Source organism: Streptomyces sp. CB02959 (assembly GCF_002803155.1).
Classification (GTDB): domain Bacteria; phylum Actinomycetota; class Actinomycetes; order Streptomycetales; family Streptomycetaceae; genus Streptomyces.
The window spans coordinates 122,473-148,677 of record NZ_NNBP01000013.1 but is presented as its reverse complement, the minus strand read 5'-3'; the positions used below and the strand labels follow the sequence as shown (position 1 = coordinate 148,677).

Annotated in this window: 25 protein-coding genes and 6 pseudogenes; 21 read left to right on the top strand and 10 right to left on the bottom strand. The window is 68.1% G+C overall.

All coding sequences use genetic code 11. From position 1 onward, the window contains the following. Positions 1-147: 147 nt before the first annotated feature. Positions 148-273, top strand: a pseudogene (locus CG747_RS51035) (helix-turn-helix domain-containing protein); the annotation flags it as partial. Between the two features lie 25 nt (positions 274-298). Then, the gene (locus CG747_RS49690; RefSeq protein ID WP_257980608.1) at positions 299-703 is read left to right on the top strand and encodes a transposase; all 405 of its coding nucleotides are present in this window, start codon (positions 299-301) and stop codon (positions 701-703) included. Between the two features lie 347 nt (positions 704-1,050). On the opposite strand, the pseudogene CG747_RS21935 reads toward CG747_RS49690, so the two are convergent. The 4 genes and pseudogenes from CG747_RS21935 to CG747_RS46920 form a co-directional block, all read right to left on the bottom strand. Continuing rightward, positions 1,051-1,224: pseudogene (locus CG747_RS21935) on the bottom strand (IS5/IS1182 family transposase); the annotation flags it as partial. A gap of 91 nt (positions 1,225-1,315) precedes the next feature. Then, on the bottom strand, positions 1,316-3,415 hold the full coding sequence (locus tag CG747_RS21930; RefSeq protein ID WP_146022123.1) for a PQQ-binding-like beta-propeller repeat protein: 2,100 nt from the start codon (positions 3,413-3,415) through the stop codon (positions 1,316-1,318). Between the two features lie 636 nt (positions 3,416-4,051). Beyond that, positions 4,052-5,227, bottom strand: a complete 1,176-nt coding sequence (locus CG747_RS21925) for an alkaline phosphatase family protein (RefSeq protein WP_100603485.1) — start codon at positions 5,225-5,227, stop codon at positions 4,052-4,054. Positions 5,228-5,418: 191 nt separating this feature from the next. After that, positions 5,419-6,117 carry a Ku protein gene (locus CG747_RS46920; protein ID WP_107490319.1) on the bottom strand — a complete coding sequence of 233 codons (699 nt, stop codon included), beginning with the start codon at positions 6,115-6,117 and terminating at the stop codon, positions 5,419-5,421. Between CG747_RS46920 and CG747_RS49685 the strand changes: the two genes are divergently transcribed. The 4 genes from CG747_RS49685 to CG747_RS21910 all read left to right on the top strand — a co-directional run bounded on the left by CG747_RS49685 (position 6,061) and on the right by CG747_RS21910 (position 9,579). After that, the gene (locus CG747_RS49685; RefSeq protein WP_257980607.1) at positions 6,061-6,336 is read left to right on the top strand and encodes a site-specific integrase; all 276 of its coding nucleotides are present in this window, start codon (positions 6,061-6,063) and stop codon (positions 6,334-6,336) included. The two genes, CG747_RS46920 and CG747_RS49685, sit on opposite strands and share 57 nt — an antisense overlap. Next, the gene (locus CG747_RS21920; protein WP_257980606.1) at positions 6,309-6,833 is read left to right on the top strand and encodes a hypothetical protein; all 525 of its coding nucleotides are present in this window, start codon (positions 6,309-6,311) and stop codon (positions 6,831-6,833) included. Before CG747_RS49685 ends, CG747_RS21920 begins: the two co-directional genes overlap by 28 nt. A 557-nt stretch (positions 6,834-7,390) precedes the next feature. Then, positions 7,391-9,316, top strand: coding sequence for a site-specific integrase (locus CG747_RS49680; protein WP_257980605.1), 1,926 nt, complete (start codon positions 7,391-7,393; stop codon positions 9,314-9,316). Continuing rightward, positions 9,313-9,579: a hypothetical protein gene (locus tag CG747_RS21910; protein ID WP_100603484.1), complete on the top strand. Its 267-nt coding sequence runs from the start codon at positions 9,313-9,315 to the stop codon at positions 9,577-9,579. The genes CG747_RS49680 and CG747_RS21910 overlap by 4 nt, the downstream gene beginning before the upstream one ends. Before the next feature lie 117 nt (positions 9,580-9,696). Here CG747_RS21910 and CG747_RS21905 read toward each other — a convergent pair whose 3' ends face one another. After that, complete coding sequence (locus CG747_RS21905) at positions 9,697-11,052, bottom strand: lamin tail domain-containing protein (protein ID WP_100603595.1); 1,356 nt, start codon at positions 11,050-11,052, stop codon at positions 9,697-9,699. A gap of 1,090 nt (positions 11,053-12,142) precedes the next feature. On the opposite strand from CG747_RS21905, the gene CG747_RS21895 reads away from it, so the two are divergent. From CG747_RS21895 to CG747_RS48135, 6 genes and pseudogenes are all read left to right on the top strand, one after another. Beyond that, positions 12,143-12,664: a hypothetical protein gene (locus CG747_RS21895; protein WP_146022120.1), complete on the top strand. Its 522-nt coding sequence runs from the start codon at positions 12,143-12,145 to the stop codon at positions 12,662-12,664. A 224-nt stretch (positions 12,665-12,888) separates the two neighbouring features. Next, a pseudogene (locus CG747_RS49675) lies at positions 12,889-12,963 on the top strand (helix-turn-helix domain-containing protein); the annotation flags it as partial. 815 nt (positions 12,964-13,778) lie between these two features. Continuing rightward, positions 13,779-13,874 (top strand): annotated as a pseudogene (locus tag CG747_RS49670) (hypothetical protein); the annotation flags it as partial. A 373-nt stretch (positions 13,875-14,247) separates the two neighbouring features. After that, positions 14,248-14,511: a DUF1524 domain-containing protein gene (locus CG747_RS51030; protein WP_374701799.1), complete on the top strand. Its 264-nt coding sequence runs from the start codon at positions 14,248-14,250 to the stop codon at positions 14,509-14,511. Further along, the gene (locus CG747_RS51025) at positions 14,512-14,670 is read left to right on the top strand and encodes a hypothetical protein (protein ID WP_374701798.1); all 159 of its coding nucleotides are present in this window, start codon (positions 14,512-14,514) and stop codon (positions 14,668-14,670) included. It abuts the gene before it with no gap. 91 nt (positions 14,671-14,761) lie between these two features. After that, a pseudogene (locus tag CG747_RS48135) lies at positions 14,762-14,833 on the top strand. Between the two features lie 270 nt (positions 14,834-15,103). Here the strand turns inward: CG747_RS48135 and bla are convergent. Then, a complete protein-coding gene (bla, locus tag CG747_RS21880; protein WP_100603481.1) occupies positions 15,104-16,030 on the bottom strand; it encodes a class A beta-lactamase in 927 nt (308 codons plus the stop codon). A 137-nt stretch (positions 16,031-16,167) separates the two neighbouring features. Between bla and CG747_RS21875 the strand changes: the two genes are divergently transcribed. The 5 genes from CG747_RS21875 (at position 16,168) to CG747_RS21850 (ending at position 20,133) form a co-directional block, all read left to right on the top strand. Next, entirely contained in the window at positions 16,168-17,073 is a 906-nt protein-coding gene (locus CG747_RS21875) for a LysR family transcriptional regulator (protein ID WP_100603480.1), read from the top strand. Further along, positions 17,070-17,972, top strand: a complete 903-nt coding sequence (locus CG747_RS21870; protein ID WP_100603479.1) for a serine hydrolase — start codon at positions 17,070-17,072, stop codon at positions 17,970-17,972. Before CG747_RS21875 ends, CG747_RS21870 begins: the two co-directional genes overlap by 4 nt. Before the next feature lie 173 nt (positions 17,973-18,145). After that, entirely contained in the window at positions 18,146-18,697 is a 552-nt protein-coding gene (locus tag CG747_RS21865; protein ID WP_257980604.1) for a hypothetical protein, read from the top strand. Positions 18,698-18,853: 156 nt separating this feature from the next. Then, positions 18,854-19,822, top strand: a complete 969-nt coding sequence (locus tag CG747_RS21855) for an MFS transporter (RefSeq protein WP_180985643.1) — start codon at positions 18,854-18,856, stop codon at positions 19,820-19,822. Continuing rightward, a complete protein-coding gene (locus CG747_RS21850; protein WP_100603477.1) occupies positions 19,807-20,133 on the top strand; it encodes a hypothetical protein in 327 nt (108 codons plus the stop codon). Before CG747_RS21855 ends, CG747_RS21850 begins: the two co-directional genes overlap by 16 nt. A gap of 415 nt (positions 20,134-20,548) precedes the next feature. On the opposite strand, the gene CG747_RS21845 is transcribed toward CG747_RS21850, so the two are convergent. Continuing rightward, positions 20,549-22,159, bottom strand: a complete 1,611-nt coding sequence (locus tag CG747_RS21845; RefSeq protein ID WP_257980603.1) for a S9 family peptidase — start codon at positions 22,157-22,159, stop codon at positions 20,549-20,551. Between the two features lie 762 nt (positions 22,160-22,921). After that, on the bottom strand, positions 22,922-23,125 hold the full coding sequence (locus CG747_RS49665) for a nuclear transport factor 2 family protein (RefSeq protein WP_257980636.1): 204 nt from the start codon (positions 23,123-23,125) through the stop codon (positions 22,922-22,924). Between the two features lie 266 nt (positions 23,126-23,391). Between CG747_RS49665 and CG747_RS51020 the strand changes: the two genes are divergently transcribed. The 4 genes and pseudogenes from CG747_RS51020 to CG747_RS49655 all read left to right on the top strand — a co-directional run bounded on the left by CG747_RS51020 (position 23,392) and on the right by CG747_RS49655 (position 25,414). Further along, positions 23,392-23,778, top strand: coding sequence for an AAA family ATPase (locus CG747_RS51020; RefSeq protein WP_180985642.1), 387 nt, complete (start codon positions 23,392-23,394; stop codon positions 23,776-23,778). After that, a pseudogene (locus CG747_RS21830) lies at positions 23,669-24,638 on the top strand (IS110 family transposase); the annotation flags it as partial. The gene CG747_RS51020 and the pseudogene CG747_RS21830, both read left to right, overlap by 110 nt. 99 nt (positions 24,639-24,737) lie before the next feature. After that, positions 24,738-25,199, top strand: coding sequence for a GNAT family N-acetyltransferase (locus CG747_RS21825; protein WP_100603474.1), 462 nt, complete (start codon positions 24,738-24,740; stop codon positions 25,197-25,199). An 89-nt stretch (positions 25,200-25,288) separates the two neighbouring features. Continuing rightward, on the top strand, positions 25,289-25,414 hold the full coding sequence (locus tag CG747_RS49655; RefSeq protein ID WP_257980601.1) for a hypothetical protein: 126 nt from the start codon (positions 25,289-25,291) through the stop codon (positions 25,412-25,414). Between the two features lie 120 nt (positions 25,415-25,534). Here CG747_RS49655 and CG747_RS21820 read toward each other — a convergent pair whose 3' ends face one another. Together CG747_RS21820 and CG747_RS21815 are read right to left on the bottom strand one after the other, a co-directional pair. After that, a complete protein-coding gene (locus CG747_RS21820; RefSeq protein ID WP_100603473.1) occupies positions 25,535-25,783 on the bottom strand; it encodes a hypothetical protein in 249 nt (82 codons plus the stop codon). Next, positions 25,780-26,070, bottom strand: coding sequence for a hypothetical protein (locus tag CG747_RS21815; protein ID WP_100603472.1), 291 nt, complete (start codon positions 26,068-26,070; stop codon positions 25,780-25,782). The genes CG747_RS21820 and CG747_RS21815 overlap by 4 nt, the downstream gene beginning before the upstream one ends. Positions 26,071-26,205: the final 135 nt, after the last annotated feature.

Below are 26,205 nucleotides of genomic sequence, written 5' to 3'. Positions count from 1 at the left end.
GCCTTCGTGCCGGGCGGGTCGGGGAGCGGGCACGGCAAGCTACGGGTTGTCGTGATCCACTTCTCCCGATCGGTCCTCATCTCATGCCAGTTGCCTCGGCCCGCCCGATTATCTCCAACCGCCTCGGAGCGTGAGCGGCTGAAGAAGATGGCCTACGGCCACAAGGCCGAGTACCGGCTGCGTCTGCGGGCGCAGGTGGTTCTGCACGCGGCGCGTGGACGCTCCGACGCGCGCATCGCCCGGGAGACCGGCCTGCATCTGGACACGGTGCGCAGGTGGCGAGGCCGCTTCGCCGTTCATGAACCTGGTCGCCCAGGTCATGGGCATCGAGCCCTACGCGAGCGCCAAGCGCGTGTTCTGGATCGTCGACAACGGCTCCTCCCACCGCGGCAAGAAGGCCGCCGACCGGCTGGCCGCGGCGTTCCCGAACGCGGTCATGGCCCACACCCCTGTGCATGCCTCCTGGCTGAACCAGGTGGAGATCTACCTCTCCGTCGTCCGGCGCAAGGCGGTCTCGCCCAACGACTTCACCGACCTGGCCCAGGTCAGGGACCGGCTCCTAGCCTTCGAAGACCGCTACAACGCCACGGCACAGCCGTTCCAGCTGAGGTTCACCACCTCCGACCTGGACGATCTGCTGGCCAGACGCGACCGGCACACCGCCGATCACCAGCAAGAATCCTCCGTCGCGCTCGCAGCTTGATCAACCCCCGAAGGGCTTACGAAGCCGACCACTTAGCGAGGGATGCCAGGCCGTGCTACTCCGGGGCGCTCGGGTGGGAGTGGCGGTGACAGGCGGCGGGAGGAGAAGGCCGACAGGCGGCTGCGCGAGCACGTCGGCCCCGAACAACGGGCCGACGCCTCGCGCAAGTCAACCTCGCCGCCGGAGAACTTGGCCCCGTGGAAGGAGCCGCCGCCGAAGGCACGGCGCGTCCTGGGGGCTGTTCGATCAACGACCAATCCTGGACGTGCCGATGACTATGGTAGCGGCCGTGCAAATCGGCGACCGGCTGTCGGCCGACACCTGAACGTCCGTACGCCGGGCATCGGTCATAGTCGGCATCGAGGACGTGTATCCCAGCCGTGGGTGGTCCAGGCTCGGCGGATCAGGCTGCGGACGGTGATGATCGCGTCGGTGAGGTCGAAGAAGGCTTCGATGACGGTGACCCGCCGTTCGAAGCAGCGTGCGAGCCGGTGGAAGGAGTTCTGCCAGGCGTGGGTGCGCCCTGGAATCCCCGCACAGGGCCGCCCGGCATCATCCCGCAGGGCTGTTCCCCGGCATGCTGGTGCCGCCCGTCGATGTCGTGCTCGTGGCTCAGGTCGGCGCCGTCCCCGTGGCCGCGTCGAGGGCCACGACACGGCCATTGACGGAGGCGTACACGAATCCGTAGGCGGCCGCCATGTCGCTGCCCAGCTTCTCCAGAATCCCGGTGGACCAGCGCTGGGAGCCGTCACCGGTGTCGACGGCGTAGACGGTACCGTCCTTGTCCTCGGTACTGGCGACGAAGAGCAGGTCACCCGCCAGTGCGAGCTGCGTGGGCGACAGCTGACTGGAGTTCACCTTGCGGCCCCACTTCCTCTTCCCCGTCGACGAGTCGAGCGCGTGGACTATTCCGTTTTCCGCAACGTCACCGCCGGTGACGTAGAGCATGTCGCCCGCGGCGCAGAGGCTCTGCCCGTTGAACTTGAGCCACCACTTCCCGGTGCCCTCGGCGGCGTGGAGCGCGTGGAGGTTCGTGACATCGTCGAGGACGTACACGAGTCCGCCGGACACGACGGGTGGCTGGTCGAGGCGTGCTCCGTAGTCGAGAGGGAAGGCCCACTTCCTGGCGCCGCTGGCCGCGTCCAGCGCGTACAGGGCTTTGCCGCCGCTGACGTACACGGTGCCGTCGGCCACCGCCAGACCGCTGGAGCCCTTGTCCCCCAGCGGATGGCTCCACAGCTTCCGCCCGTTGTCCGCATGCACGGCGTGCACATGGCCGTACGCCGCGATGTAGACGATTCCGTCGGTCACGACCGGTCTGTGGTCGGAGTCGGCGAAGGAGCAGAACCACTTCTTCCTGCCGTCCGCGTCCAGTGCGCACAGGCCATACGTGGTGCCGATCTGGCCGGACGCGTACACCGCCCCGTCGGCGGCCACGAGGGGGTTCCTGTACCTGTACTCCCGGGAGAAGTCGGAGGGGCCTTTCCAGCGCTTGCGTCCGGTGCGCGCGTCCAGGGCGACGATGGTCTCCTCGGTGGAGACGTACAGGGCGCCGTCGGCCACGGCGAACGGAGGCGGATTACTGTCATGGCGCGGGCCCTCGACGGCGTATTCCCACGGGTTCACCTTGGGCTTCGGTGGGGTGTGGTCGCCGGTCTTCAGGGCGATCCCGATGCCGCCGGCCACCGCAGCGGCCCCGCCCAGGCCGAGCCACAGGACGCTGCGCCGCCCGAGAGTCCTGGGCGTCCCGGATGCCGGGGTCCCGCCGGACCCCGGGGAGACGGGCGGTGCGAACGGGGTGCCCGTCTGGGTTGGCAGCTGGTGTGCCGCGTGCGGCCCCGGCGACGGCGCGGAATCGACCTGAGTGGGAATCGGAACGGGAACGGCCGCTCCTGTCCGTTCCACCTGCTCCAGCGCGGCCTGCGCTTGCGCGGCCGTGGCACGTTGCGCCGGATCCTTCGTCAGCAGGGCCGCAAGAACCGGCCACAGGCCCCCTGCACGCAGGGCAGGGCGCGGGTCCTCGGTGATCACGGCGAGTACCAGTGCGGTGAAGGTCTCGGCACTGAAGGGGGGTTGACCCTCGACGGCGCTGTAGAGCGTGGCGCCCAACGCCCACAGGTCGGTGGCGGCTGAGGGAGTCTTGCCCGCCAACTGCTCGGGCGACATGTAGGCCGGTGTGCCGATGATCGTGCCTGTGTGGGTGAGCGCCGTGGTCGAGTCCGCCATGTGCGCGATGCCGAAATCGGTGATGATGACCCGGTCGTCCATCAGCAGGACGTTGTCCGGTTTGAGGTCGCGATGGACGATGCCGGATGCGTGGGCGCGGTTCAACGCCTGCAGCATCTTCGTGCCGATCTCGGCGACTGTGCGGACCGGCAGCCCTCCGCTCTGCGCGATCGACGAGGCCAGGGAGATGCCGGTCACGTATTCCATGACGATCACGGGCGCGCCCTGGTGTTCGACCACGTCGTGCACCGTGATGATCCCGGGATGGTTGAGCCGTGCTGCGGCGCGCGCCTCCCGTGTCACACGCTGGAGCAGGACGTCTCGCTGCTCGGCGGTGATGCCCTGCGGGAACGTCACTTCCTTGATGGCGACGTCCCGCCCGAGCGTCTCGTCCCGACCCCGCCAGACGCGGCCCATGCCGCCCTGGCCTATCAGCTCGATCAGTCGGTACCGGCCGCCGATCAATTCCCCGTTCGCTTCTGTCACGTCGAACACCTTAGTGCTCCACGGTAGTTGCAAGGCAGGGCTTGCAGACCAGGGCGCCTGCGGGGACCGTGTCAGTTGCTCCTCATAGCGGCGGCGATTCCGGACAGGTCTTTGCCACGAGTCAATCCGCCAGCACGAACGAGAACCAGCGAGAACCTGACTGCTTCAACGCGACAAGATGCCAGCGTTTGTCTCACACGGGTGCCCCATGGGCCGGACACGGGCCACCGGCAATGAGAAAGGGACATCTGTATTACGAACCTGCATTGCCCCACCGGCCGTCCGGGCGCCGCACTTTGACCGACACCAACGCGTGCTCGTGCAGCAGGGGCCGGCCGACCCGAACCGCCTCCCCGTGCTGCGTGTCTGGGCTGGTGAGAGCGGTACACATGGGAGCGGGGCACGGCCGCCCGGGCCGTGCCCCGCTCCGCACCCGCTGCGGTCACTGGTCCTCGACGATGGCGACCACGCGCGTCCACCCTGCCCCGAGCCCGGCGAGCTTCACGGAGTGGCGAGGACTGGCGACCCGCTACGACAGGACGCCTGAAGGCTACGAAGCCGGACTGCACCTACGCGGTCCAATCATCTGGCTTCGTAGCCTCCCGGCCATCCCGTGATCTCGACTCAGAGCAGGCCTTAGCGGGCGAACAGATCCCGTAGCGAGCCGGAGGTGCGGGGCGAGCAGGTGTTCTCCAGGCAGCCGAGGTGCCACATGTGTTCGAGCGTGGCGAGCACGGTGTAGTGGTCGGCGGGGACGTTGGAGTCCTTGTGCGGGCCGCCGTGGGAGTTGATCACGATCAGTGGCGCGTCCCCGCCGCCGAGCACGGCACCCTTCGCCCCCACCGGGCTGCCGGGCCCTCCGGAGTAGCCGGAGTAGTCGTTCTCGTCCCAGTTGATGACGATGCTGGAGTTACTCGACTTCCACGTCGGGGAGTTCATGATCTTGGTGACCGTGTCGCGGAGGAACTGGTCGCCGAGCCGGATCGGCCCGTGGTCGAGACCGGAGCTGGGGGTACCGCAGTCGGGGAGGCCGACGATCGCCGCGGCGCTCGGGGATATCCCGTGCATGTCGTGGCACTGGTCGGGGCTGATCCAGGAGAAGTTGGGAACCGTGCCCGAGGCCAGGTCCGCGTCGAAGTTCTTCTCCAGCGGCACAACCTGCTTCAGCCGAGGGTTGCCCGGAGAGTTGATGTCCGAGAAGTACATGAACGGGTTGTGCTTTTGCGCGTACAGCTTCACCGTGGTGCCGTTGACGTCGCCCGGCGCGTACTCGCCCTCGAAACCGGCCTGCGGCATGGACTGCATGTACGCCTTCCAGGTCCGCCCCTTCGCCTCCAGCTGGTCGACGAGGTTACGGCCGGAGAACATGTGCGGCGTCTTGCTGGCGCTGGCCACCTGGGCGGGCGTCAGCGATGCGGAGTCGGTCGCGTCGCCCGAACCCGGGACGAACTCCTCTGGGGAACAGGTCACCGTCGCTCCCGCCTTGCAGTCGTCCCAGATGCCCTGGAAGGACCCGGAGAAGGCGGACAGGTAGTTGGGCAGGCTGGGGTGGGTGACCCCGTGGAAATTGGATGCGGTGTTGTATTTGGTGGCGAGCTGGTTGATATAGGGCGCATCGGTGGTGTTGCCGATGATCTGGGACTTCCCGTGGTTCTCCATCATGATGTAGAAGATGTGCTGTGGCACACCCTCGCCCTGCTGCGGCTCGGCAGGCGACGCGGCGGCCACCCCCATGAAGGCGCCCCCCATCGCCAGGGCCGCCGCAGCGGCGCCCGCTGCGGTCTGCTTCCAGCCGAAGGCCATCTTGCGCATGCTCCACACTCCAGTCCACGAATGCTGTCGGCAGGCAGATTGTTGGCAGCACACATCAAACCGTTCGAGGGGCGCCCCGTGAACAGTGGGCGAAGTGCACGCGAACAGGTTTCGAAGCCAGTAGACACGTGGCTGGGCCGGCGCGTCTGGCCCGAGGTGGCCGCCCTCCCTGCGGAACACCGCTCAAGCCTTCAGCGACCCGCTCCCAGAGCATCGCCCTCTCGCCGGCGCGCAAGGCGACCTGGTCGGCCAGGCCGCGGGAGTCCGCTCGACCCGAAGTCGGAAGGAAAGGCCGCTGGCCAGGCTTCCCGGGAAAGCCCGGCCCACGTCACGTCCGTCCGCTGCCCGCGGACGGGCTTCGGTTTCTTGGCTTGGCGCTGTCCGACGATCCACCGTTTGGGCAGCACGACGAAGCCTTTCTGTCCGTCGCTGCGCCGGATGATGCCCGGCCCGGAGGCGCCGACCCAGTACGGACGGGCATACAGCAGAGGGTCGACGTCGTTTGTGTCGATGAACCCCAAGACCTCGATTACCCGCTTCGTCGGCAGCGGCAGCGCCGCCAGGTCCTCGTCAGTGACGACGACCGTGCGGCCGTCGGGGGTGTTCCAGCCGCGGGCTGTCTCACTGGCGGTGAGACGTTGTCCATCGAGTGCGCAGATGCGCTGATGTCGCACCCGCCCGCCGTTCTCTGGGGTTCCTGGACCGTGGCGTGACGTCGTCCAGAGCCCCGTCGTTGGGGCTCTACGGCATGTTCCTGGGGGGTGTGGCTCTGTGGCGGACCGCTGCAACCGTCGCGTGGACCAGGGGTACAAGTGCGGGCATTTCCTGTGCGGATGCCTTCGGGGATCCGGTGTTGGACTGTGGTGGACGACGAGCTTGCGTTGATTCATGACGCGGACCGCTTCCTGAGAGAGCTACGGCTGGCCCGAGGACGGGCGGAGTCGACGACGAAGGCATACGCCGAGGGCCTGGCTCTGTTTCTGCGTTGGTGTGAGAGGGGCGGGCGGGACTGGCGGACGGCGGCCGAGGACATGGGGCTGATCATGCTGCTGTTGTCGAGGGTGGGGCTTCGGTCGCCGGGTTGCACCGCTGCGATCTGCACCTGCTGATCGACTCGCGCTCGCTGGGCTGCGCCGCCGAGGGTCCGCATCTGCACGTGATCCGGCGGCAGAACACCAACGGCGCTTGGTCAAAGTCGAGGAAACCGTGGGTGATGCCGGTGGACTTCCTGGTGGTGCAGTCCGCCGACCAGCACGCGCTGGAGCGCCACGAGATCCTCGGCGAGGCGGGGAGCGACTTCCTGCTGGTCAACCTCTTCCGCCCGCCCTACGGCCACCCAGTAAGCCCCGAGGCGATCGGGGAGTTGTGCGAGGCGCTGTCAACGCGGGCAGGACTGGGGCGCCGCGTCGGGCCGCGGATATGCCGGCATGCGATGGCCATCAACGTCGTCGACGCCGGCGGCACGCTCGATGAAGTCCAGGCCCTGCTGGGCCAGAAGAGTCCGGAGTCACCCCGCCCTTACCTGCACCCGGCCCGTTCCGGGCTGCGCGCGGCGATCGAGCGTGTTCCTTCTCTGCGGGAGCTGAACGAGGTGGGGCCGCGATGAGGGTCATCACTACAGCGCCGACGCTGGTCGAGTTCAACAGAGGCGACGCCACTGCCGCCGAGCTGATGGCCATGGTGGAGCCGGAGTTCTTGAGCGTGCTGGGATGGTCGCCCCAGATCCGATTGCTCTTCTTGCCCTATGACCATCCCTTGCTTGGCATGCCCCTGTGTCCGGTGTCCGGGTGCTCGATGCCCAGCGTCGCCAAAGGACTGTGCTCAGGGTGCTACCAGTGGCGGAAGCAGCGGGGCGAGCCGCCCATGGACAGCTTCACGGCCGAGGGACGTATCCAACGTCGCCAGATCGGTGTCCAGGACTGCTCGGTGGCACGATGTGAACGGCCCGTCTTTTCCTCGCGGACATCGTTGTACGGTGCCCATCGCAATCAACTCCATCGCCAGGAGGTGTCGCTAGCGCAGTTCCTCGCGCTTGACGACGTCATCCCGCTGCCAGGCTTCGGCTTGTGCGCGGTGGCGGCCTGCCACCGGAAGCGGCCAGGTGCTGACCCTTACTGTCACGCACACCGGGTCCGGTGGTCGCATGCCGTCCGCCATGAGCTGGTGGATGCCGGGGACGAGCAGCACTGGCGGGCAACGACCGCGCCCATCACGGCGAACAACGAGGTGAGCCTACGAGGACTCCCCGAACGCCTGGTGGCGGAAGTGCTCTACGGCCTCCAGGCCAGGCTCCAGGCCGGATTCCACACCAGCCAGACCCTGCTGCGACACCTCCTCAACCGCGCGCGAGAGCTGGAACTTTCGACACTGACAGCGGTGAAGCCTGAGGAATTCGCCCGCGGCTGCCGTGGCTTCTACGACAACCTGATCACCTTCATCCACCGGGTCGGAAAGACGCCGGAGAACGAACGGGCGAAGGACGTATGGGACGGCGCGGTCTTCGGTCACGCCGGCCGCCTGCACTTCACCGACATCCATCAGCCCTGGCTGCGCGAAGCGGTCAAGGAGTTGGCCTTCACCACCCTTCCCCAGCGTCGCGGGCGAGCCATGGCCACCGTCCAGGACATCGTCCGCGCCTTCGCGATGCTCTCCGAGAGCCTTCGCCTGCAGCGCGAGGACCGTGGCGAGGACCTTCGCGCGCTCGGCCGGCACGACATCACCGCCTTCCTCAACCGGCTCGCCTACCTGCACGGCACAGAGGCTCTTTCCACCCACAAATGGGTGGTGACCTGCCGCTGCCTTCGGGGCAACCTCGCCCAGATGCGGTCGCTGGGGCTGACCCGCTCGGGCCGACCACTGTATGGGCTGCCTGAGGACTTTGCTCTTCTTGCCGACGACATCCCCGATGAGCTGGAGGAAAGCGAAGCTGGCAAGGACCTTCCCCTGGAGGTCATGCGGCAGTTGTGCGAACACCTGCCCCGCCTCGCCGACCTCTCACGCAACGGTCCAGAGCACCAGGCGGCCACAGAACTGCTGATCGACACCGGTCGGCGCCCCCAGGAGATGTGCCGGCTGCCGCTGGAGTGCCTCGTCCAGGACAGCGACGGACAGCACGAGCTGATCTACAACAACGACAAGGCCAACCGCAAAGGCCGCCGCCTGCCGATCTCCCAGAGCACCGCAGGCGTGATCACCCGGCAGCAGGAACGGGTCCGGGCCGCGTTCCCCCACACTCCCGCAGCGGAGCTGGTGCTTCTGCCCACCTGCTTGGCCAACTCCCACGGCCGCAAAACCATCGGTTCCGGCTGGCTGTCCCAGTGCCACCGCGAGTGGGTGGGCACCCTGCCGGAGCTCCTGGCCTCCACCCGCGTCGAAGTCGACGGCCAGCTCGTCACCCGCAACCTCCCCTTCGACAAGTCCAAGATCTTCCTCTACGCCTACCGGCACGCCTACTGCCAGCGCCACGCAGACGCCGCAGTGCCACCCGACGTCTTGCGCGACTTGATGGATCACCGGCGATTGGAGACCACACAGGCGTACTACCGCGTCACCTCGCAACACCGACGCGAGGCCGTCGACCGGGTCACCACGATGCAGTTCGACCGGCACGGCAACCGCATCTGGCGCCAGGCCCAGATCCTGCTCGATGCCGAATACGCCCGTCGCGCGATCGGCGAAGTCCAAGTCCCCTACGGCCTGTGCACCGAGCCGTCCAACGTCGCCGCCGGCGGCCACGACTGCCCCGTCCGCTTCCGCTGCGTGGGCTGCGGCCACTTCCGCACCGACGTCTCCTACCTCCCCGACCTGGAGGCATACCTCGCCGACCTGCTCCGCAACCGCGAACGCCTGGCCGCCTTCACCAGCGCCGACGACTGGGCCAAGACCGAGACCATGCCCTCCGACGAGGAGATCACACGTGTCCGGCGCCTCGTCCAACGCGTCCGCGCCGACCTCGACGGCCTCACCGACGAAGACCGGGCCCAGATCCGAGAAGCCATCGCAGTGGTCCGCCGTTCCCGCACCGTCGCCCTGGGGATGCCCCGCATCCGCCAACCCCTGCCCGACGTCCGACCCGACAGGACCCTATGACCACCGCCATGGCCGATGGGCGGCGGGCCGACTCGGTCCGCCGCCGCGAACGCTTCCTCAAAGCCCTCAATGCGATGTTGCGAGGCGGCGGGGACATCACCGTCTCCGGCCTGGCCCGCGCGGCCCGGGTGGACCGCACCTTCCTCCCGCTCGAACAACAACTCACCGACACCCGCGGACAGCTCCAGGACCGGACCGACGAACTCGACGCAGCCCGGGCCGCCAACCGGGAGCTGACCCGAGCACTGAACCACAGAGCCTGAAGACGTCGCCCGCCCATGACCTGACCGACCGGATGGTGAACCGGCTGAAGACGGCCCCCTCGCGGTCGGGCCGCGGTTCCGGCGGGCAAGGCCGGGGCCGCGGCCCGACCGCTGGTGTCAGCAGGTGATGCTGCCCTTGCGCAGCGCGTGACCGCCGTCGTTGCTGTCGTCGGCCCAGTACACCGGCTTGGAACCGCTGACGCATGCGTCGGCACCGGCCACGGAGAACCCTTCGTTGTTGAGGTTGGGCATGCCGCTCGGGCGGTCGTAGACGGCCGTGGTGTCGAAGGCGCCGGCGGTGTTGACCTTCATGGTCCGGTGCTGGCCGTCGCAGGTGTCGTCGCAGACGACCCACAGGCGCGAGGCCTGCGGCTCCCACTGCAGTTCCATCACGCCGGCCATGCCGCTGTCGATGGTTGCGACGCGAGTGTAGGCGCCGGTGTCCTTCAGGACGTACCCGTAGACCGTGCCGGTGCCTTCGACGCCGACGAAGAACACCCCACCGGTGTGGCCGCCGTACCGCTTCGGGTCGTAGGCCGAGCCGGTCGACTCGTCCTTGAAGCCGGATGCGGTCAGGTAGGTGTCGGGGATCCAGGTGATGCCCTCGAAGCCGAGGTTGGAGCCCACGGACGGCAGGTCGGAGGTCAGGTTCCACTCCTTGGTGGCCTTCAGGGCGGTACCCGAACCGCTGACGTTGTACCTGAGGACGGACAGGCGACTGGTCCCGGACGCGTCGCCGTTGCGCTCGCTGGCGACGAACACGCCGCCCTGGGAACCGGCGCCGGTGAGCGTGACGCCCTCACTGTCCGGACTGCCGGAACCGCCGGGGAAGCGGAGCGTCTTGCCGGACGTCCATCCATTCGCGGTGTCCGGCTTCCAGCCGCCGGAACCGTCGCGGACCAGCCGCCACAGCTTGCCGGAGTTCTGCGCGCCCCACATCACGTTCTTCTCCTGGTACAGGCTGCTGAGGTCCTCGCCGAAGACGTTGGCTCCGTCCGCGGTCGTGACGGAGCTGCCGCCGGGCCACGCCACCGGCGAGGGACCGTCGTTGCCGCCACCGCAGTCGTTGGCGGCACCCAGGGTCACCTGGGCCGCACCGAACTCGCCGGTGCCGTCGGGACAGCGCGACCAGGAGGGCTTGGAGTGGCTGCGCCAGCTGAAGCTGTCGACCAGGGTGGTGCCGTCGGGGAGGTAGAGACGAGCCTTGTCGTCGGAGCCCAGGCCGAACGCCTTGTGCACGTCGAAGGCACGGAACGCGCCGGGGGCCAGCGTCGTGCCGGAGGCGATCGCGTACTTCGAGCCGTCGTTGCCGTCCTTGAGGATCCAGCCCGAGACGTCGACGGTGGCCGTGCCCTTGTTGTACAGCTCGATCGAGTCGTTGACGCTGCCGGTGGTCACCACCTCGTTGACACGGATGTCGCCCGCCGGGTCCGCATGGGCCGGAGGCGCCAACACCGTGCCGGCGACCAGCATGGGGCCGGCCACGGCGGCGGAGAGGGAGGCGAGCCGACGGCGCCGGCGGGGAGTGCGTATTTCGGACACGATGTGCGTCCTCCAGAGGGGGGTGACAGGGCGTCAGGAGCTTTCCGGCGCATGCTAAACGACTTCTTGCGGGCGGGGGTTCGTCCCGTGAACGCCAGCCGAATTGCGGTGCGAGGACGATCGAGCGCGCCGCCGTCCCCCCGGAGAGCCCGCGCGGGGAACACTTCCAGCTATTTCCCACTTCAGTGATGGCAGGAAGACCTCGGTCGTAGGCCGGCGGCGTTCCGGCAGCGAGGTGGGTAGCGGCCAGGACGTGCCGCACCGCCGCGGTCGCCTTCCACGCGCCCGCGTCCCACTCCTCACCGACCTGACCCAAGTGCCGCTGCGCGGTGGCAAGGGGCGGGCCCCAGCCGCCGCCGAGACGCCGCTCGGCACAGCGCTCCCGGCCATCCGCAACCGCGACTACCTCCTCGACCGCTCCGGGTCCCGGTCCGCTCCCTTGGCGATCGGCCGCCGTGTCGGTCACGACGCCAGCCGTAGTGGCCAGCCCGTCAGTCACCGGCCAGCCGGACACAACGCCCCGGACATCGGTGTCGGCGAGCGGGGTTGCCCGCTCCGCGCCCACCGAACACCCCGCGCGGCCTTCGGGCCTTGATACTCGTGCCGGCTGGCCCGGGGCAGCAAAGTGCAGCTGGTGGGCTTGTCGCAGCCGGACGAGTCGCATTGGCCGATCGGACCGCCCCTCACGACCGGTCGATACGGCGCTCGGTAAGCCCAGGGAGCGCTCAGGCAAGCCGGGCCGCCCGCCGCGACGAGGCGGGGCAATCGGTCACGGTGGCTGGGTGACCGATGAAGGCGTTTCAGTCGTGACCGGTGTCCGATGACGACTGGACCGGTCACCGGTCACCGGCGGAGCGGTCACCCGCCGGTGCCGGGCACTCCACCGGCCACCGGTCACCGAAGCCGTCACGACGGTGACCTCAGCGGACAGGTCGGCCACAGCGGGGTGCGACGGTGCGCTTCGTACAGGATGATCCGTTCCGGCCCCACGGGCCTCGGCAGGTCGGTAGCTTCCTGGCTCATGAGCGCACATCGAGCTTCTCCGGGCGAACCATGGCCTGGCTGGTCCACCAACCGGGCAGTTCAGGCCGCGTACGGCAAGCACCTGGTCCGCATCGGCGAACTCGTCACGGCCTTGTTGTACGTGCATATCCAGGAGCGCCGAGACCTGGTGGCCGCGCACAGCACCCGCTGTCAGGACCTCGTTGACTTCCAGGTCAGCAGCCTTGCGCTGGAGTACCGGGACGATCTGCTGGAGACCGCGGCCGTCCTGGATGCGCTCGCCCTGTGCCACGGCCACGGCAGCTACCTGCCTCGGCCCTACCAGGAGGACTCCAACCCGGTGCCGAGGGATGTGGAGCTGCGCACCGACGCCTCCGACGTCGCTAGCTTGCTGGTGGCCTACGACCTCCAGAACGGGACCGGAACCACCGGTGGCGTGCCCGCAGTTTTGGAGGAGGGCTGTACCGAAGCGGAGCGGGACGCGGTTCGGGCCTACGCGCGGGGGGAGTGGATCGTCTCCCAGGAGAGCTGGCCCGACTGATCCTGGCCGGGAACTTAGGCAGACGTCACTTGACGTTGGTGGTGTTGCTGAAGAGTGCGGGGCCGGGATGGCAAGGCCCGTTCGGAGTGACCTGCGCCGGTAGGTACGGATGGGGGCACTGTCACGGCCGGCGCCTGGGGGCTTGAGCGGGCCGTGAGCAGGCGCTCGGAGGGCGTTGTCAGTGGTCGCCGATACGGTGTGAGCGACACTCAGAGGAGGGGACCATGAAGACCGAAGTGCTGCGCGCCTACCGCTTCACGCTGGCCCCCTCCCCCGCCCAGGAGCAGAAGCTGTTGCGCTGGTGCGGCAACACCCGGCTCGCCTTCAACTACGCGCTCGCCGCGAAGAAGGCGGCACATGTGCAGTGGCGGGCCAAGGTCGACGAGCTCGTCGCCGGCGGGACGCCGGAGGCGCAGGCGCGGAAGCAGACGAAGGTCCCGATCCCGTCGAAGCCGACCGTCCATGAGGTGTTCAACGCCGAGCGCGGCGACACCCGGGAGGGTGTCGAGGGCGTGTGTCCGCGGTGGCACGAAGTGAACACCTACGTCTTCCAGTCTGCGTTCATCGACGCCGACCGCGCCTGGAAGAACTGGCTGGAGTCCTTCACGGGCAAGCGGGCCGGCCGCCGCGTGGGCCACCCACGGTTCAAGAAGCGCGGCCGCGCCCGGGACTCCTTCCGGCTGCACCACGACGTGAAGAAGCCCGGCATCCGCCTGACCACGCACCGGCGCCTGCGGCTGGCCTCGTTCGGTGAGGTGCGGCTGCACGACTCCGGCAAACGCCTGTTCCGCCAAGTCGCCCGCGATGAAGCAGTCGTGCAGTCGGTGACGGTCTCTCGCGGCGAGCACCGCTGGTACGCGTCCGTGCTGTGCAAGGTCACCCTGGACGTCCCCGACCGTGCGTCGCGTGCGCAGGCCGAGCGGGGCGAGGTCGGCGTCGACATTGGCGTGAAGGTCCTCGCCGCCCTGTCCAAGCCCCTGGGTGTGTGGGCAGGTGGACGTCGGCGCGGACGGGATGCTGATCGTCAATCCGCGGCCGCTGCGCGACGCGCGGCAGCCCGGCGGTTGGTGAAGGCACAGCGGGCGTTGTCGCAGCCGCAGAAGGGCTCCGTGCGGTGGGAGAAGGCGCGCCGTCGCGTCGGCCGGTTTGCTCGAACTGTGGATGGCAAAACCCACGCCTGGCGCTGTCCGACAGGACGTTCTACTGCACGACCTGTGGTCTGACGATGGACCGGGATCTCCACTCGGCCCACAACATCGAACGACACGCAGAATCACCCCACGTCGCCTCTGATACAGGGGAGACGCAAAACGCCCGCCGAGCACCCGTCGGACTTCCCGGCCCCCGGGCCGGGAAGCAGGAGCAACGAAGCGGGAAGACGCCGGCCCGGATGGGCCTGCGCCACCTCGGCGGAGCAATCCGCCGACGCTCCCCTATCCAGCCCACGAACAGGCAAAGCTGTTCTGAAGCCGCAGGTCACGAAGTGGCCAGCCCACGGGCGCGGAGAGCGATCGTTCCACCTGTGGGTCGACGCCGACCACAACGGCTGCGACACCCGGCAGGAAGTCCTCCTCGCCGAGGCGGTGAAGAAGCCGAAGAAGAGCGAGGACTGCAGGCTGACCGGCGGGACCTGGCGCTCGTACTACGACGACAAGACCGTCACCGACGCCCGCAGGCTCGACATCGACCACGTCGTCCCGCTCGCCGAAGCGTGGGACGCCGGCGCCTCGAAGTGGACGACCGACCGGCGCGAGCAGTACACCAACGACCTGACGGCGCCCCGCAGTCTCGTCGCCGTCAGCTCCGGGCCCAATCGGGCCAAGGGCGACAAGGACCCCGCCGAGTAGATGCCACCCGCGAAGGACGCCACCTGCACCTACGCCGCCGACTGGGTCGCCACCAAGCTCCGCTGGGCCCTGGCCGCCGACCGCGAGGAGAAGAACGCCCTGGCCAAGATCGCGGCTGGGTGCCCGGACACGACGGTCAGCTACACCCCGGCCCAGTAACCCGGCCCACTGCCAGGGGGAGGAAGCAGCCTCACGGATCCGATATGATCATGGTGCAGCTTCGGCCCGCGGAACAGCGGGGGGAAGTCGCGCGTCTGTGGTCCAAGGAAAGACGTCCACCAACCGGTGGGAGATGCAGGTGCAAGGCCTGCCGGGCGCTCCATCAGAAGGTCCCCTCCATACCAGGAGGGGACCTTCGCCGTTGGGAGCTGCGGCCGCGCCATCGGTCACTTACGATTTTCCGGTGGGGCGGTTCGTCCCGAAAGTCACCGGTCATCGTGAGGAGCCGTCGTGAGCGACCAGTCGGCCGACGTGCCGCTCGATCGAGCGGCCGGGGCAGCATCCTGAGGGCGCGTACTCCTGGCGTCGGGCGAGAACGCCGGAGTAGTTGGGGGTTTGCCGTGTACTGTCCGCGTGCTGTTCAGGTGTTCTGCTACGACAGTATCTTGGTGGCCACGGATGCCGCTTCGGCAATCAGCTTGTTGTCGTAGGCGGCGTCCTTCGTGCCGCGGTTGGACATGATCGCCATGACGATGGGTGCGGCGCCTGGGGGCCACACGACGGCGATGTCGTTTCGTACAGCGTAGACACCGCCTCCGCCGGTCTTGTCACCGACCGTCCACCCCTTGGGTACTCCGGCCCTGATGAGTTCGTCTCCGGTGGTGTTGGTCCGCAGCCACTGGGTGAGCTGTTCGCGTTCGTCCTTGCCCAGGGCGTCCCCGAGAACGAATGCCCGCAGGTCTGCTGCCCACGCGCGGGGCGTGGTGGTGTCTTGTGTGGCACCGGGAGACCACTGGTTCAGTTCCGGTTCGCGGCGTTCCACTTTGGTAGTGGTGTCACCTGTCTCTGCGAGAGCGGCGGCCAGGCCCTTCGGCCCGCCCAGTGCGTCGAACAGGAGGTTGGCCGCGGTGTTGTCGCTGTAGCGGACGGCTGCGTCACACAGATCACTCAGGGTCATTCCGGTATCGACATGCTTCTCGGTGACCGGAGAGTAGTCGACCAAATCACTCCGGGAGTACTTGATCACCTTGTCCATGCCGCTCAAGGAGTACTTGCGTAGGACGGCACCGGCGGCGAACGCCTTGAAGGTGGAGGCGTACGCGAACCGCTCATCAGCGTTGAAGGCCACCTCCCGCCCATTGCCCGTGTTGACCGCATAGACCCCAAGCCGCGCGCCGTACTTGCGCTCCAGCTCTTTGAATTCGCCGACGTGCTGCCGCGCAGCACGATCCGACAGCGCTGTCGCGGAAGCCGGAGCCTGTGAGCTCTGGGTGCTGTCACGACCGCATGCCGCAAGTGGAAGGGCAACGAGCGTAGCGAGCCCTGCGAGAAGGACACGCCGCGCACGAGTGGCCTGCATATTCGGACCTCCAGAAAGACCGTCAGGGATGCCGAGAAGGGAGACAGCTCGGGTATGGCTCATGATCTTCCTCCGCGTTCCATACGGTCCAATACGCATACAGGCGGTTCCATGCCGATCTCGCATAGGATTGCGGTATGGACCTAGTGGGAGCATGTCGGGCGTTCGTCAGCGTGACGGAACGTGCCAGCTTCACCACAGGAGCGGCCGCAGCCCGGATGTCCCAGCCGGTGGCGAGCCGGCGCATCGCCGCCCTGGAAGAGCTCTTCGGCGAGCGCCTGTTTGAGCGGACATCGCGCAGGGCCGCCCTCAGCTCCTTCGGCCGGGACATGCTGCCGGCGGCGAGGCGGCTCGTGCAGGCAGCCGACGCGCTGCTGCACGAGGCGGAGACCGCCAAGCACAAGCCATGGCGGCTCGCCGTCCCGGGCAACTGCTCCACGGGCTCTCTCGCCCGCCTGGTCGCCGACGCGCGAGACCAAGCGGTGACCCTCGATCTCCAGACCGGTACACCGGCGCAGCGCATGGAGCTCCTTCGCTCACAGCAGGTACGCGCGGCCCTGATCGCGGCGCCCGCGGACGAAGCCACGTGGTCGGTTCCGCTCGGCCTCGCGGGCACCGCGGCAGCCGGGGCCAGGCGCGTCTATCTGGCGACTCTGCGGGCCGGGCGGGCCTGCCCGGATCCTGTCCGCAAGGTATGGATCCAGCCGGAGGACGACGTGCCGCACATCCGCGATCCGCTCACCCGGCTGCGCGACGCCCTGGGCCTGCGGCCGGTGCAGACCGCCATCGCCGCCGACCTGACGACTGCCATAGCCGAGGTGCTCTGCACGTCCGATCTGCTGCTGTGTTCCGCCACGCAGGCCGACGAACTCGGCCTCGAATGGAGGCCCATCGGTGAGATCACACTCAGCCGTGGATACAGCCTCGCAGCCGCCACGGATGTCAATGTGCAGCATGTCCAAGAACGCCTGGGCAGCGCGATCACCCGCTGCCTCGGCCCGGCTACGCGGACCGGCACTCCTCACGGAGTGGCGGCAGTATGAGTACCGAAGCGCTGCTGCACGACATCCGCCAACAGCTTCTCGACGGCGGCCTGCACGGCTGCCTGCTGGTCCGCGACCTCCGCACAGGAGCCGAGCTGGGCATCGAGCCCGACGCCCAGCTGCCCTCCGCCTCCCTGGTCAAGATTCCACTCGCTCTGGCGACGGCGGAGCGCATCAGGCGCGGAGAGCTCGACGGAGCAACAGTAATCGACGTCCAGCCCGGACGCATCACCACGCCGGGCCCCACCGGTCTGACCCGGTTCCGCCACCCCGCCCGGATCGCCCTCGACGACCTGCTCTACCTCAGCACCAGCGTGAGCGACGGATCCGCCGCCGACGTGCTGTTCGACCTCACCCCACCTACCCAAGTGGCCCACATCCTGCATGAACTGGGCCTGGACGGCATCACCATCCGGCACACCATGCGCGAACTCATCCAGACCCCCACGGAACGCTTCACTCCCGACCAGACGCACCTCGCCCACACCCTCGCCATCGAAGCCGGAACCGGCGGCCGCGGCCACCATGTACGGCAGCTCGACACCACCCGCGCCAACACTGGCAGCGCCCGCGCCTGGACCGAACTGCTCCAAGCCCTGTGGACGCCATCGGCAATCCATCCCGAAGTCGCCGCCCGAGTGCGGGACCTGATGGCCCACAACCTGCTCCGCCACAGGCTTGCCCCGGACTTCAGCTCAGACGCCAGCGACTGGTCCTCCAAGACCGGCACCCTCCTCAACCTCCGTCATGAGATGGGAGTCGTCGAGCACTCCGATGGGCATGCCTTCGCCATCGCCGTGCTCACGGAATCGCTCGTTCCGGCCAGCACCCAGCCAGGCGCCGACATTCTCATGGCTCAAGCCGCCCGCAGACTGCATGACCACCTCCGGCAGCTCTGAACCTGGGCGGCGCCACCTCGAAGCCGACTCTCACAAACGTTCCTTTGCGCGAGCAAGATCAATCACGAGCCGCCGAACCCCCGCCGACCCCGGATTCGTTCGCAGAACCCGTTCTCACTCAAAAGCGGGACGGACCCCCTTCTGAGACTTGCGTAGTGCGAAAATCCGGGCCCATGACGGACCCTCAGCAGCCTTCCCTGACCGAACGGTTGGACGCGGACGACGTCGAACGGCAGGCCTGTCCGAAGTGTGACGCCCAGCCCGGCTCGCCGTGCCGCTCGCGCGGCGGCGCGGTCGCCTCCGCCTACCACACTCGTCGCTTCACCATGGTGCCCCGGCTGAAGAAGGCGCTGAGGGTGCCGACCCCGGCCGACCGCGGACCGGGGCGGCCGTGGCGGCCGGGCACCCCGCCGCCGGCGCCGATCGACCAGGACCTGCCGAGCGCGGACATCCGTATCGGCTACGCCCGGTGCTCGACCCTTGGGCAGGAACTCGACTCCCAGCTCGACGCGCTCAGCAAGCACGGCATCCCCCGCGACAAGATCCTCAGCGAGACTCCGCGTCCGTGCCGTGCCCTCGGTCCACGGCGCACTCCTCGCCCGCTGCCAGCCGCTCGACGGCACCTCAGCGATCCCGGCACAGCGCAAGGCCCGTCGCGAGTACGCGAACCGCGTCAGCGCCCTCGGCCAGTGACCAGGACCCTCCATTCGCTGCGGCTGCCCTGAGCTGGGCCGCAGCCGCTTAGCGTTGTCCTTTCGGCGAGAACCAGTAGAGACTCTCGACCCCCGAAGCGCACTCTTGCCGTCTCCGGCCGTGAACGGAGGCATCACCAGTACGATGCGTGTCATGCATCACCTCTGTGACTGACCAGCGATCGTTCCGTGGCCCTCCGCAGGCCGCAGGGCACACACGACGTCATTCCGTCGCTCGTCCCGGTCATCGTTCGGGACGTCACACTGCTGGAGTCATTGGTGTTCTTCGCTCGACGCCGCCCTCACGGAAGTCTTGTCGCGCTCCTGCGTGATAACGCCGACTTCCGACGCCTCTTCTGTGCTTCCGCTCTAAGCCTGACCGGTGACTGGTTCACTTTCGTCGCCCTCAGCAGCTTCGTCTACCGCCATACGGGCTCGGCGGGCTGGACAGCGCTGCTGTTCGCCGTCAACTCCCTGCCCGGAGTTGTGCTGCTGCCGCTGATCGGTCCGCTCACCGACAGGTTCGACCGGCAACGCCTGCGCATCGCGTGTGACCTGGGCGCGATCATTCCGGTCGCCGGCCTGCTGGTTGCCTTTCACACCCGGTCCGTCCCGCTGGCCCTTGGCTGCCTGGCAGGGCTGTCCATCGCCGCCGCCATTGCGAGCCCGATCCCCGAGGCCGCACTGCCGAACCTCGTCACCTCCCGTGAGCTGCCACTGGCGCAGACCGCGCTCGGAAGCCTTTACTCGGCGGGCCTGTTGGTGGGAGCCGGCCTGGGGGGTGTGGTCTCGGCGGCATGGGGTGCCTCGGCGACCCTCATCATCGACGGTGCGTCCTTCGCTGTCTCCGCACTCCTCATCGTGAGGATCAGACAGCCGCTCTCCAAGGTGATGACGACTCGTCGGATCCGGATGCGGGCCGATACAGCCGAACTCTGGACCTTCGTACGGTCCACCCCGGTAGTCTCCGCCTTTCTGCGGCTGACCGTGGGACTGCGCCTCTGCTACGGCATGGTCGGCCTGTTGCCTGTTTACGCCCTTGACCGCTTCCACGTCGGAGACTGCACGCAGCCGGAGCCGCCCTGGCGGTCTTCGGGGTCGGCTATCTTGCCCTGGCACAGGTCACAGCCCTCGGTCCCGGCATGGCCGCAGCACTGATCGGCCACATCGGAGTGGGCGCGTGCGCCATCCTCGCCCTCAACGGCCTTCAGCTCGCGACCCCCGACCACATCCGCGGCCGTGTCATGGTCCTCGTCTTCGGCCTCTCCTCCGCTTTTCAAGGCGTGTCGTCTCTCGCGGTGGCACCTCTGGCCGCGTCCATCGGCATGCCCGACACCACCCGGCTTCTCGCAGGGCTCGCTGTTGTCTACGCGATCGTTTGGGCGATCGGTGTAACACGCACGGGGAAGGCGCGAAAGATCGTCGAACCGGACACGATCCACGAGGACACCCCGGACCTCACACACTGACCCTGTCAAGAACATGCTCACCTGCACCTCTCAGGGCGGTCCGGCAATCGTGACAGCAAGGGGAAGGACCCTTGATCTTCAGGGCCACTTGTCGCCGCAGGTCACCCCCACTCGTGAATGCCCCTTAATCGTTCACCGGGATTCGCGGTGAGAACCCTCTCCGCCCGCCCGACAAGGAAATTCAGCCATGACCACGCAGCACGCACTCGCCAAGCAGCACGCAGTCGCCAAGGCGGCCGCCGCCGCGGACACCGTCCAGCAGGGAAACAGCATCAGCGACCTGCAGGACATGCACGCCGCCGTCCTGGCCGCGCTCAACCTCGGCGCCACCGAGGCGGACTGCAGACGGGAGCACAGGACATCGCTTGACAATCCTCCGGCCCCGCAAGTTGAAGTGCGGGACGGGGCTGCTGGGTCAGATCGGGTCGTTGTCCGAAGCCGGGGCACCGAGCCATCGCCCGAACCACGCACGGGTGCGCCGGAGTACGTCGATCCGGTGGTTGCGCTCCATGATCAAGTGTCCCTCGCGGGGGTAGACGACGAACTCGTGCTCGACGCCGAATCGGCACAGCGCGCGGTGGAAGTATGTTGCCTGGCCGAGTGGAACGTTCGTGTCGTCCTGGCCGTGCAGGATCAGCACCGGGGTGGTGACCTTCGAGGCGAACGAGACCGGGCTGAGCCGGTCGTGGAGGTGCGGGCCAGGCCCCTCCCAGCCGATACTGCCGCCGAGTCCGGATTCCAGGACTCCCTCCTCGCCGGTGGCTGCTTGCATGCCCCAGTCAGTGATCCCGGCGCCAATCAGCGCGGCCTTGAACCGGTCGGTCTGCCCCACCGCCCATGCGGCCATGAATCCGCCGTGGCTCCACCCGTCGATTCCGAGCCGGTCCGGGTCCGCGACCCCGTCGGCGATCAGCAGGTCGATCCCGGTGAGGATGTCGGTCCATTCCTCAAGGCCGACCTTGCCCGCGACCGCCGCCGCGAACGCGTGGCCGTGTCCCTGACCGCCCCGTGGATTGGGCAGGAAGACCGCGTATCCCGCGGCCGCAAGCCACTGAGGGGAGAACCAGGTGGTATTCAAGTCGTCGCAGTACCGGTCATAGGGGCCGCCGTGAACCAGGGTGATGAGCGGGAACGGGCCGTCCTGCCGACGCCTGCCAACCGGCAGGATCAGCAGCCCGTCCAGGTCCAGGCCGTCGCCAGCCTTGTAGGAGAGGCGCTCCTGGGTGCCCCACCTGACCCGCCGCAGATCCGGCCTGGTGTCGCTGAGCCGGACCAGCCGACCGCCGGGAGGCCCGCAGTGCACGTCCCCCGGCTCATAGGCCGTGCTCGCCAGCACAGCGACCGCCTCACCCGAACTGCTGGCGGTCATGGAATCGACACGGCCGACCCGCGTGGACACACGCACGAAGCGCCCCACGTCGGGGTCGAGCCGGTAGATCGCGGTGTCGAGGCCATCGGCGAACAGCGCCAAGGGAGCCCCGTTCTCGACCTGCACCAGCTCGGTCGGGCAGACGTCCATGCCCGCGGTCAGATTGCGATGCTCCCCAGCAGCAGCACCGGGTTCGGGCACGGCGACGTCGAAAACGGCGAGACCGCCGACCAAACCAGGAGGAGTCACCGCCAGGTAGGCCACCCGCCAGACATCGCGGACGCTCCACCAGATCGGTGAGCACGCCAGCAGCCCCATCCGACCCAGATCGAGGAGCATTCCCGTGGCGGGATCGACCACGTGCAACTCGGCGGTGAACATTCCGGGATCGAACTGCGGGCAGGACCAGCTGATGACCGCCAAGGAGCCACCGTCCGGTCGCTGGACCACGTCGACGACGTGCCTGTCGCCAAGCTCCGCCAACACCCGCAGCTCGCGAGTACCCAGGTGCAGGAGGCGCAACCGGCCAGGGGGAGCCCCCGCTCCCCATACAATCGCGTCGTCGCGCTCGGCCTTCCGGCGTTCGTCCTGCTCACTCGGCTCATCCGTGGCGATCACGGCGACCATCTCGCCACCGGCGAGCGGCCAGTGGTCCACGATCCCGCCCCGCCAGGCAGTCAGAGTCTCGCACCGCCCGCCGTCGAGTCCGACGCGGTGCAGTTGCCCGTCCGACAGGAGGAAGAGCGACGCCGAGTCCGGCGCCCACCTCGGCACACCCTCGCACGCCGTACCGCAGGCCAGCTCCCGGGGAGGTGAGCCTCCATCAGCGGCGGCGACCCACAGTGCGCCGACCGGGTGCGGACCCCGACCGGCCGAAGCCACCACGTAGGCCACCCAGGCGCCATCCGGGGAGATCACCGCGCATCGCGGCCCGTCGCTGTCCACTAGGAACTCTGCGGTCAACTCCGGTACGTTTTGACTCATACGACACGCTCACCCATTCCGTAACCCGGGATCCCCGCACATCCTGGGCCTTCAGCGTGTCACCTGTCGCGGTAAATTACGGACACACTGCGGCACCACTCTGACGAGCCATCAGGCGACAACGCCGACCCCCGTGTAGTCCTCGGGCAAGTACCCGAGAGTGCCGCGTATGGGTTCAGCGGCCCGTCATCCAGAAACAGCAGTGGTCTCACGCTCGCGGTCTCCCCATGTGCAGCCGGCCGCTTGACCGCAGCGTAGCCCGGACGGATGTCCTGTCTCAACGAAGTTGGTCGCCCACCCCTGCGCTGACCTGCGTGGACTGGATTGGGTGAGACGCGAGGACTTGATTCGTTGAGACAGATCTCGAGGGTCAGGGCCGAACGGGCTGAGCGCCGTCTCGTCTCAGGTCAGGCCGCCGCTGTACTGCTCGGGCCTTCACTTTCGGGCGCTGGCGACGCCCAAGCCGTCCATGTAGTCGCGGACTCGCGTGATCAGTCCGTTGCGGACGTGGAGTATCAGGAGCCCGGGGACGGTGAACGTGGTGGCCTTGGCGGGCAGCGTTCCCACCACGACATGCTCGGCGACGATCACTTCGGGATCGGCGGTCTCGTAGGCCGCGCCCCTCCTGACCTCCTCCACCTGGACGGGCTGGCGCCCCAGGCTGCCCGGTATCCGGCGCGCACGGCCTCACGACCCTCGAAGCTCGGGGGAAATCCGGGTGAGGCGAACGGGAACTCGTGCACCGCGTCGATGGAGTAGAGATCGGCGAGATCGTCCGGGGACTTGTCGAGCATGGCTTGGTAGTAGCAGGTCAGCACCTCGTGAGGGGTGCGAACGGCGGGTGTATCCAGAGGTGACACGCGGGTTATTCCAAGTCGACCTTTGCCGCGTCCGCGGGCATCGACGTGATCATCTGCCTCGACGCCCTGCGGCGCGAAATCGGCGGCGAGGGCAACCAGGCCGTCACCGCGCCCGCCGTCGCCCGGCGGAACGCCCTGCTGGACAAACATCTGAGCACCGGGGACAAGGTGTTCTTGGACAGTACGAACGTCGAGGTGCGCGTGAGGGCCGACCTCGTGGAGCGGGCCCGACGGCACCGACGCCGGATCGTCGCCGTGCGCTTCATGGCCGACCCGGACACCTGCCACGCTCGAAACCGCCGCCGTCCAGCCACCCAACAGCAACCACATGCAGGAGCTGCTGTACATCCCCGGCCGCATGGTGAACCGCGCGTCCGTTGCCTATCGCGGCGAAGGACAGACCGACGCCCGCGATGCCAGGATCATCGCTGACCAGGCACGCATGCGGCGGGACCTGCGGCCCATCCGCACCGGCGACGAGGACACGATCGAGCTGGCACTTCTGACCAGCCGCCGCATCGACCTGGTCGCCGAGCGAACCCGCACCGTCAACCGGCTCCGCGGTGCTGACCAGCATTTTCCCCGCTGTGGAACGGGCTGTGGAACTCACCGACGCCGGACCCCTGGTCCTCCTCGCTGGCTACCAGGCTCCGGACGCTCTGCGCCGGATCGGCCTCAGCCGGCTCACGGCCTGGCTGCGCAACCGCAAAGTCCGTGGAGCTGAGAACCTGGCCAAAGCAGCCGTGGAGGCCGGCGAACGGCAGCACACCGCCGTCGCCGGCGAGACGGTCATCGCCCAGATGGTGCACACCCTGGCAAAGGAGGTGATGGTCCTCAACGAGAAGATCACCGAGACCGAAAAGCTCATCGCCGGACGGTTTCGTGAACACGAACTGGCCGAAACAGTTCTCAGCATGCCGGGCATGGGCCCCAAGCTCGGTGCCGAGTTCCTGGTTGCGGTCAGCGGCAGCCTGGACGGCTTCCCCACCGCGGACCGGCTCGCGGCCTTCGGCGGTGTCGCTCCCGCCCCGCACGGCTCCGGGAAGACCAGCGGGAATCTGCGCCGATCACAGCGCTACCACCGACGCCTGCAGCACGTCTTCTCCACATCCGCGCTGGTCAGCTCCTGGAGCGATCCCAACTCCAAGCGGTTCTACGCCCGCAAGAGAGCCGAAGGGAAGAGCCGCATCCAGGCTGTCCTGGCGCTGGCCCGGCGACGCGTCAACGTCCTGTGGGCACTCATCCGCGACCGACGGTGCTACCAAGTCGAGCCTCCAGCAGCGGCCTGCTGAACGCTCTTCCTGCCCAGCCGGAAGCCACCGCGGTGCACTGTTCCCGCACGGCTGCGGGGTGCGAGGATCGAAAGACCTACACCTGAGCGGGGGACGCAGATGGACGTGCTGATCAGGCCCGCACGGGCCACAGAAGCCGACATACTCACCGACTTGGCACTGCGGTCCAAGGCGCACTGGGGCTATGACGCCGACTTCCTGAAAGCCTGTCGAGACGAGCTCACCGTTGCCGCGCACGAGGTTGCACGCCGACGAGCGACGGTCGCTGACAGAGGTGGCCACATCCTGGGCTTCACAACTCTTGAGGGCGAGCCACCCACAGGCGTTCTGGGCATGATGTTTGTCGAGCCGCAGGCCATTGGCCAGGGGGTCGGCCGCCTGCTGTTCGAACGCACCATCGCAGCTGGACGAGACCTGGGGTTCGCCCAGCTCACGATCGACGCGGACCCGAATGCCGAGCCTTTCTACTGCGCCATGGGTGCAGTCCGCATAGGAAGCGTCCCCTCGGGCTCCATCGCCGGCAGAGTGCTGCCGCAGATGGTTGTCACGATCCAGCGCTGAAACAGCGCCATTTGACAACCATTGGGAAGCCTCCGACTCAACCCAGGCCACCATCCCCGAGGCCGCCAAGACAACCCGCCTGGAGCGCAATGCCAGTGCTTCCTGACACGCTGACCCGTCCCGGCGGACCACACAGCGAAACCGGACTCGCCAAGCTCCCCCAGGAACAGCACGACATGGCCAGCCGCAATGCCAGGCTCGACGAGAACCCATGAACCTCAGCGCTCAAGAGCGCACCCAGCGTGACCCAGACGCAGCGAAGCCGTTGTGCAGACCGGTATCCATAACCGGGCCCCGGGACATTCGTCCCGGGGCCGTTGTGCGTGTGCACAGCTTCAGTGGACGATGCGAACCCCGGTGACGACGAGGATCGAGGCGCTGACGTAGTAGACGACGAAGGTGCCGGCGACGGTGACCTCGCGGTAGTCACGGTCGCCGCCTTTGACCGCGATGGAGCCATGGCCGTAGGGGTCGACGCTCAGAGTCTTGCCCATGGCGCGCTCGAATCCCGTGCGGGCCTCGGGCGGCATCGCCTTGCGTGCGGCTTCGGCCGGGTCGGCGTACTGGATGCGGTACGTGCTCACGCCACCCCCGCGTGGTGCTCGTCGCCGTCCTGCGGGACGCAGCCGGTGAAGTCGCCGGCCTTCAACCGCGCCAGGATCGCGTCGTCCTCGCGCTCGGCCGCGGCAGGCAGGGCCCAGCGCGCCAGGACCCGGTGGAGGTCCTGGGCCGGCGTGCGACGGACCTCGGCCTCGAAGGCGGCACGGTCTACCTCGGGGAGCACGGCATGGATTCCGTCTATCGTCGCTGGGATCTCAACGAGTTCCCCGTCGACCACAGTCGTCCACGTTGCCGGCGCGATCTCGCCCATGTGAACCTCCTCGGCTTCAGCCTCACGCTACCCGCTACCAGCCGCGGAAGAGGGCCTGGCGACACCGGTGAGAAGATCCGGTGGCTTGCCCTCGCCACGTCCGCACGCCCGTCGCCGCCATTCGTGGGCGCGGCT

Excerpts from the sequence above, each read along its gene's own strand:
- CG747_RS21875 (WP_100603480.1), top strand. The coding sequence starts at position 16,168 with ATGGACCTAGTGGGAGCATGTCGGGCGTTCGTCAGCGTGACGGAACGT.
- CG747_RS21905 (WP_100603595.1), bottom strand. The coding sequence starts at position 11,052 with ATGCTGGTCGCCGGCACGGTGTTGGCGCCTCCGGCCCATGCGGACCCG.
- CG747_RS49655 (WP_257980601.1), top strand. The coding sequence starts at position 25,289 with ATGCCAGTGCTTCCTGACACGCTGACCCGTCCCGGCGGACCACACAGC.
- CG747_RS51025 (WP_374701798.1), top strand. The coding sequence starts at position 14,512 with ATGCCACCCGCGAAGGACGCCACCTGCACCTACGCCGCCGACTGGGTC.
- CG747_RS21910 (WP_100603484.1), top strand. The coding sequence starts at position 9,313 with ATGACCACCGCCATGGCCGATGGGCGGCGGGCCGACTCGGTCCGCCGC.
- CG747_RS49685 (WP_257980607.1), top strand. The coding sequence starts at position 6,061 with ATGCCTTCGGGGATCCGGTGTTGGACTGTGGTGGACGACGAGCTTGCG.
- CG747_RS49690 (WP_257980608.1), top strand. The coding sequence starts at position 299 with ATGAACCTGGTCGCCCAGGTCATGGGCATCGAGCCCTACGCGAGCGCC.
- CG747_RS21850 (WP_100603477.1), top strand. The coding sequence starts at position 19,807 with ATGGCCGCAGCACTGATCGGCCACATCGGAGTGGGCGCGTGCGCCATC.
- CG747_RS21815 (WP_100603472.1), bottom strand. The coding sequence starts at position 26,070 with ATGGGCGAGATCGCGCCGGCAACGTGGACGACTGTGGTCGACGGGGAA.
- CG747_RS21825 (WP_100603474.1), top strand. The coding sequence starts at position 24,738 with ATGGACGTGCTGATCAGGCCCGCACGGGCCACAGAAGCCGACATACTC.
- CG747_RS46920 (WP_107490319.1), bottom strand. The coding sequence starts at position 6,117 with ATGAATCAACGCAAGCTCGTCGTCCACCACAGTCCAACACCGGATCCC.
- CG747_RS21895 (WP_146022120.1), top strand. The coding sequence starts at position 12,143 with ATGAGCGCACATCGAGCTTCTCCGGGCGAACCATGGCCTGGCTGGTCC.
- bla (WP_100603481.1), bottom strand. The coding sequence starts at position 16,030 with ATGCAGGCCACTCGTGCGCGGCGTGTCCTTCTCGCAGGGCTCGCTACG.
- CG747_RS21870 (WP_100603479.1), top strand. The coding sequence starts at position 17,070 with ATGAGTACCGAAGCGCTGCTGCACGACATCCGCCAACAGCTTCTCGAC.
- CG747_RS21925 (WP_100603485.1), bottom strand. The coding sequence starts at position 5,227 with ATGCGCAAGATGGCCTTCGGCTGGAAGCAGACCGCAGCGGGCGCCGCT.
- CG747_RS21865 (WP_257980604.1), top strand. The coding sequence starts at position 18,146 with ATGACGGACCCTCAGCAGCCTTCCCTGACCGAACGGTTGGACGCGGAC.